We start from the raw sequence: 6,095 nt of genomic DNA, 5'->3' as shown, positions 1-6,095 counted from the left end.
TCAGGATTCGAACCTGAGACCTTCGCCTCCGGAGGGCGACGCTCTATCCAGCTGAGCTACGGGTGCGCAATATGTCGGACCGTGACTGGAATATGTGGCCCGAGTGCGATGGGTGATACAGGTTTTGGCCTGAACGGGCAAGGGTTTTCGAACCCCGATACCCGCTCAATCATCCCCGATACCGGTTAAGGTAACCTTGGCAGGTTGTGGCTGCAATCAGCTTTCGACATCACGGCGTTCATACGGGTCACGCACCACCCAGGTGCCATCCCATTCGCGGTCCTGTTCGCGCCGCTCAAGGCGCTCCATGCGGTTCATCATCAGCTGTGCGGCAAAGTCGCTGTCATCAAACGCGATGACTTCTTCATAAAGCGGCCGGGCCGCATCGAAATTGCCATCGCGGTAATGCGCCATGGCGGTTTCGTACTTGCTGCGCCATTCACGCCGTTCTTCAGAAAGCTGTCCGCCTTGCGCCAGAACTTCGTAAAGGAAGACGACCTTTTCAGTACCCAGCAGCACCACATGATCAAGGTCGCGCATTTCGACCTCACCCGACGCCATGCTGGCCGTTTCGTGCGAAGCCAGAATTTGCGTGCCATAGACCCGGTTGGCCTTTTCCAGACGGTTGGCATAGTTCACGCAATCGCCAACCACGGTATAGGCGCGTGATTTGTCCGTACCAATGGACCCGACAACGACCTCGCCGGTCGCAATGCCAACACGGATTTCAAGACCATGATCGCCAATCAGTTCGGCATATTTGGTCTTAAGCGCGTTAAAGCGCGCAACCTGTTCAAGGGCCGCCTGACAGGCATGTTTGGCATGGGCCCCTTCGCCGCAGAAGGGAGGGCCCCAGAAGCCGATCACCCGGTCACCAACAAAGTTGTCGATAATCCCGCTTTGATTGGCAATCGGTTCAGTCATCGCTGTCAGATAGTCATTCAGGAAGTCGACAAGCTTTTCTGGCGGCGTATGTTCCGCCAGCCAGTCAAACCCGGTCAGGTTGACGACACTAACGGTCATCACGCGCTTTTCGGAGTTCTCAAGCGCGGTTTCCTGATTGATCAGATTATTGATGACTTTCGGATCGACATATTTGCCAAACCGTTCGCGCATCCGAAACCGCACGCGGAGTTCGCGCGTCATGCGGTTAAAGGCATCTGCCAACCGGCCAAAGTCACCCTTGGAGCTGAATTCAAGCTTGGTATCAAGCTTGCCCGACTGAATGGAATTCAATGCACTCGTGGTTTTGCGCACAGCAACCACCACCGCATGCGCCATATAATAGGCCAGCGAAATGCCGATAATGACGGCGGCCAGCATCATGATGAATTCGGCCTGAATCAGGAAATCTTCGCGCTTGGAAACGTTTTCAACCGTTTGGGCCGCGTAGTCTTCGAGAAGCCGGATTTCATTGCGCAGGTTCAGCACGATAATCCGATGCAGGCCGCGCACGGTGTTTTCCTGTGACCGGGCATCGGCAAGATTTCCTGCCCGCACCTGATCAAGCAACCGTTCAACGCCCAAGGAAAACTGTGCCGATACATCGGCAAATTCCCGCATGCGCACATCAAGATCAAACAGCACACCCTCGTCAAAGTGACCGGATGCCTGCGCCCGACCAAGGGCAGCAAAGGTAAAGGATTTGCGGAAGGCCTGTTCGATCTGGGTTTGTTTGGCTTCGATTTCGATCTCGATGCCATTTAGAAGCGATGTCTGCGGTCCGTCACTTTCGACCACCCGCATGTAACGATCAATCAGCGAAATCTGTTCAAGCTGGCGCGCACGCACGTCCGAAAGCGAGTCCTTAACCGGCGTGACGTAGCGCGACACCGCCTCAAGATCACCATTGATGCCAAGGGACTGGATCACGGAGAACCCGGTGGCCACAACGAGCCACACGACAAAAAAGGCCGCGACACCCAGGAACTTCGCCCGAATGGTCCTTAGCATGCCGGTCCTGATCCTCCGGTTAAGTGATGTTGCATCATCAATTGCTGCTTGGCATATCGGAACGAAACAGCGGTTCGACAACCTGCATAATGCCTTGCAACTATTTAAAAAAGGCTACCTGATCATTGATTGAGGGTCAAAAAGCAATCAGTTGTTGGTGCAGGAATAATTTTTCCGATCTGTGCGATCCGTGACCCAGCGCCGGATATCCTCGATCACCACCGGCCCGTTCAGATCCCGCAACAACATGTGATACCCCTCCGAATAAAGGCAGCGGTGATAGTCGGGCAAACCAAGACTGGACAGTTGATCATCAAGCGCCGCAACTGCCTTGGGCGGGATCACCTGATCTTGCATCCCCGACAGCAAAAGTGTTGGCACAGATATATCCCCGGCCCGAACGCGCGCCAGATCCATGATATCGGCAACACCGGCAAGCAAATCGACCCGGACTGAAGACATCATATGCGGGTCACGCGACAGCCGACGCAGCATTTCGATATTGTCCGACGGCCAGATATCAAGTCCCCGCCCGGTCAGCGGCAACCATGGCAGGCTGTACGACAGGATCGAAAGCGGTGCGGTCTGGTACCACGGCATCATGTTCCGGTTCCAAACTGCCGGTGCCACCAAAACCAAGCCATCCATCAGATGCCCGCGCGTGGCAGCGGTGATGATCGCCACCGCCCCGCCCATCGAATTCCCCAGAAGGTAAATCGGTGTGTCAGGATAGCGGGCGCGCAACAGCGTCAATGCGTCACTAGCATCATTGACCAGACTGCCCGTGCCGGCCCAGAATGGACGTGTAGCCGTACGGCCAAAGCCACGCTGATCATAAGCATAGATCGCGATGCCCTTCGGGCCGACCTGTTCACCCAGTTCCATGAAGGCATTGGCATAATCACCCATCCCGTGCAGACCAAGGATCACTGCATCGGGATCTTCAAGATTGCCCCAGCTTTGCAACGGTAGCGCAGTACCATCGGCCGCAACAAAAACGTCTGGCCCAAGCACGGTCTGGGCAATCGGTAGCCCCGCCGGGCGAACAGTTGGCGCACAGGCGCTTACCATCCCGGCAAACAACAACATCGCACAAAGGCGGACAACGGGGCGCAATAAACACGGTGACAAAGTGGTGACCAACCCTACGCAGGAAACAGAGACACTCAATGAAGATTATAATGCGTTCGCCCGCAAGGTATTGTCACACATTACATATTCCAAGCGGGCAGTCGGGTTATTGAGGAAATTCTGGTTTAAGGTTTAACCAATCGGCCCAATCTAGTAGAACTACAGCAGGTTCAGCGGGTTTTTTAATCCAATGACAGACGCAGACATTGGGTATTTTGCCTTGTTGCCATATCGATCGTTCCACACGTTTTCCAACGAAAGGATACGACCATGAGCATGAAAGAAGCTTACGAGAAAAAACTGGAAGCCCAACTCAATGAGTGGAGTGCCCAGATTGACAAGCTTAAGGCGCAGGCTGAGTTGGCAGAAGCCGATGCACAAATACAGTATCAGAAACAAGTCAAAGAGCTCCGCGCCATGCAAGACGAGGCCGAGCAGAAGCTTAGAGAATTGCAAAAATCAAGCGATACCGCCTGGCAGGACCTGAAAGCTGGCATGGATAACGCTTGGGACTCGATTGAAGCTGCGATGAAAATGGCTACCAGCAGATTCAAGTGATCGAGCGGATCAAAACGCAATAACACAAAACCCCGCAAGAAAACTTGCGGGGTTTTGTACATGATTACGAAAACGCAACGAATTAGGCAGCCTTGCCGGCACCTGCGCGTTGCTTGTTATTATCGCGGGTCAGCATCAAGAAGATGTCTTCAAGATCGCCTTCCTCGGTCGACAGATCCTTGATCGCAAGACCACAGCCATGGATCGCCTCAAGGATTTCCGCCATCTGGGTGTTGCTTGGGCGGTAATGAAGCGCGATCTGGTTTTCCGATTTAAGCTCTGCCCCCCAGGGCGACAGGGCATCGGGTACTGCGTTCAGTTCGTTGTTCACGGTCAGAACCAGCGTCTTGTGATCAATCCGGCGCAGCAAGCTGCGCTTGTCTTCATGGGCAATGACATTGCCCTGATTGATGATCGCGATCTCGTCACAAAGTTCTTCGGCTTCTTCAAGGTAATGCGTGGTCAGAACAATCGTGACGCCCGCTTTGTTCAACTCCTTGACGTAAGCCCAAAGCTGCTGACGCAGTTCGATATCCACACCGGCGGTCGGTTCATCAAGAACCAGAACGGGCGGCGTATGGACCATCGCCTTGCCGACCAGAAGACGGCGACGCATCCCGCCCGAAAGCGACCTTGCATACGAGTCTGCCTTGTCGGCGAGTCCGATGGCGGCAAGAATCTCGTCCGTGCGGCGTTCGGATTTCGGCACGCCATAGAGGCCCGCCTGCAATTCCATCACCTGACGCGGGGTGAAAAATGCATCCAGATTGAGTTCCTGGGGCACGATCCCGATGGAGCAGCGTGCGGCCCGCATCTGGGCTTCGATATCGTTGCCCCAGATTTTTGCCGTACCGCTGGTCTTGGTAACAAGACCGGCCAAGATGTTGATAAATGTAGACTTTCCGGCGCCGTTCGGGCCCAGCAGGGCAAAAAACGAGCCGCGCGGAATCTTGAGCGAAACGTTATCAAGGGCGAGTTTTTCGCCGTTTGATCCCTTATAGACCTTTGTCAGCCCCTCGACTTCGATGGCATAGTCGGGCATTGCAGTCATATGTCCGTGATCTCCACTCTTTTCCGCGTCGCTTGTTTGCGCTAAGACCATGAGGCGCCATGAGCACGCGGAAGTATTGATTGAATATGCCCAATCGGTATCATTCCCGGGAAACCGGGGTCAATGCTGTCCACAGTGCGTGGCCAATCCCGATGGTCATACAAGCCTGAAAAAGGCAAACTTGGAACTGGATATATGAAGATCACCGAAGAAATCAAAGTCGGCACGCTAAATGTTGCCTGCGACGGCGGAAAAGGTCACCTTGGGCACCCGACCGTTTACCTTAATCTTGAGGAAAAAGGCGAGGTGGTCTGCCCGTATTGCTCGAAAAAATATATCTTCGACAAATCCTTGGCCGAGCACGCAGCCCACTAATCCAATACGCACCTTTTTAGGTACAGTATGGGGCCAGACCCTGCCGGTGCTTGCGCACAGATGGTCTGGCAGACCATATATTGTCACCTGCCTATGCTGTCGTGAACGCCATCACGGCCAATCCACGGGGAACTTCCATGACGTCTTCTGCACCTAACAGCTTCCGCGCTCTGCCCGATCCGGACGGGCATTTCGGCAATTTCGGCGGACGCTTTGTCGCCGAAACCCTGATGCCGCTGATCCTTGAGCTGGAACAGGCCTACAAGGACGCCAAGGCAGACCCTGCGTTTAAAAAAGAGATGGATTACTATCTCCGTCACTATGTTGGCCGTGAAAACCCGCTCTATTTCGCCGAACGCCTGACCGAGGAACTCGGCGGTGCAAAGATCTATTTCAAGCGCGAGGACCTTAACCATACCGGCGCGCACAAGATCAATAACTGCATCGGTCAGATCCTGTTGGCCAAGCGCATGGGCAAAACCCGTATCATCGCCGAAACCGGCGCTGGTCAGCATGGCGTTGCGACCGCGACCGTTTGTGCACGCTTTGGCCTGCCCTGCACGGTCTATATGGGTTCCAAGGATATCGAACGTCAGTCGCCAAATGTGTTCCGCATGCGCCTTCTCGGTGCAGAGGTCAAACCGGTCGTTTCCGGTTCGAACTCGCTGAAAGATGCGATGAACGAAGCCCTGCGTGACTGGGTCACCAACGTCGAAGATACCTTCTACATCATCGGTACCGCGGCTGGCCCGCACCCCTATCCGGAAATGGTCCGTGATTTCCAGTCGGTCATCGGCAATGAAGCCCGCCGACAGATCATGGAAGCCGAAAATCGCCTCCCCGATCAGGTGATCGCATCGGTTGGCGGCGGGTCCAACGCCATTGGCCTGTTCCACCCGTTCCTTGATGACAAGGGTGTCGAAGTTGTCGGTGTCGAAGCCGCCGGTCACGGCGTTCATACCGGCAAACATGCCGCAAGCCTTTCGGCGGGCAAGCCGGGCGTTCTGCACGGCAACCGTACCTATCT

The 6,095-nt window shown here is 54.8% G+C and carries 6 protein-coding genes; 3 read left to right on the top strand and 3 right to left on the bottom strand.

Translation table 11 applies throughout. The features are described 5' to 3' along the window. Positions 1-216: 216 nt before the first annotated feature. Together B2T33_RS16975 and B2T33_RS16970 are read right to left on the bottom strand one after the other, a co-directional pair. Positions 217-1,953, bottom strand: a complete 1,737-nt coding sequence (locus B2T33_RS16975) for an adenylate/guanylate cyclase domain-containing protein (protein WP_008888665.1) — start codon at positions 1,951-1,953, stop codon at positions 217-219. Between the two features lie 147 nt (positions 1,954-2,100). Beyond that, positions 2,101-3,084 (bottom strand): alpha/beta hydrolase, encoded by a 984-nt coding sequence (locus B2T33_RS16970; protein WP_252724008.1) that lies wholly within the window; start codon positions 3,082-3,084, stop codon positions 2,101-2,103. Between the two features lie 270 nt (positions 3,085-3,354). Here B2T33_RS16970 and B2T33_RS16965 point away from each other — a divergent pair, with 270 nt between their 5' ends. Then, a complete protein-coding gene (locus B2T33_RS16965) occupies positions 3,355-3,642 on the top strand; it encodes a coiled coil domain-containing protein (protein ID WP_197146269.1) in 288 nt (95 codons plus the stop codon). Positions 3,643-3,724: 82 nt separating this feature from the next. Here B2T33_RS16965 and B2T33_RS16960 read toward each other — a convergent pair whose 3' ends face one another. After that, positions 3,725-4,693 carry an ABC transporter ATP-binding protein gene (locus tag B2T33_RS16960; protein ID WP_008888668.1) on the bottom strand — a complete coding sequence of 323 codons (969 nt, stop codon included), beginning with the start codon at positions 4,691-4,693 and terminating at the stop codon, positions 3,725-3,727. A 195-nt stretch (positions 4,694-4,888) separates the two neighbouring features. On the opposite strand from B2T33_RS16960, the gene B2T33_RS16955 reads away from it, so the two are divergent. Together B2T33_RS16955 and trpB are read left to right on the top strand one after the other, a co-directional pair. Beyond that, positions 4,889-5,068, top strand: a complete 180-nt coding sequence (locus tag B2T33_RS16955) for a zinc-finger domain-containing protein (protein WP_040822460.1) — start codon at positions 4,889-4,891, stop codon at positions 5,066-5,068. Positions 5,069-5,205: 137 nt separating this feature from the next. Then, positions 5,206-6,095, top strand: an 890-nt coding sequence (gene trpB, locus B2T33_RS16950) for a tryptophan synthase subunit beta (RefSeq protein WP_286792707.1), incomplete at its 3' end; no start/stop codon positions are given.

Origin of the sequence: Thalassospira sp. UBA4513 (assembly GCF_002388495.1) — a bacterium.
GTDB classification, from domain to species: Bacteria; Pseudomonadota; Alphaproteobacteria; order Rhodospirillales; family Thalassospiraceae; genus Thalassospira; species Thalassospira tepidiphila.
The sequence above is the reverse complement of the archived record's forward strand: the minus strand, read 5'-3'. Positions and strand labels throughout refer to the sequence as shown.

Excerpts from the sequence above, each read along its gene's own strand:
- B2T33_RS16965 (WP_197146269.1), top strand. The coding sequence starts at position 3,355 with ATGAGCATGAAAGAAGCTTACGAGAAAAAACTGGAAGCCCAACTCAAT.
- B2T33_RS16975 (WP_008888665.1), bottom strand. The coding sequence starts at position 1,953 with ATGCTAAGGACCATTCGGGCGAAGTTCCTGGGTGTCGCGGCCTTTTTT.
- B2T33_RS16955 (WP_040822460.1), top strand. The coding sequence starts at position 4,889 with ATGAAGATCACCGAAGAAATCAAAGTCGGCACGCTAAATGTTGCCTGC.
- B2T33_RS16960 (WP_008888668.1), bottom strand. The coding sequence starts at position 4,693 with ATGACTGCAATGCCCGACTATGCCATCGAAGTCGAGGGGCTGACAAAG.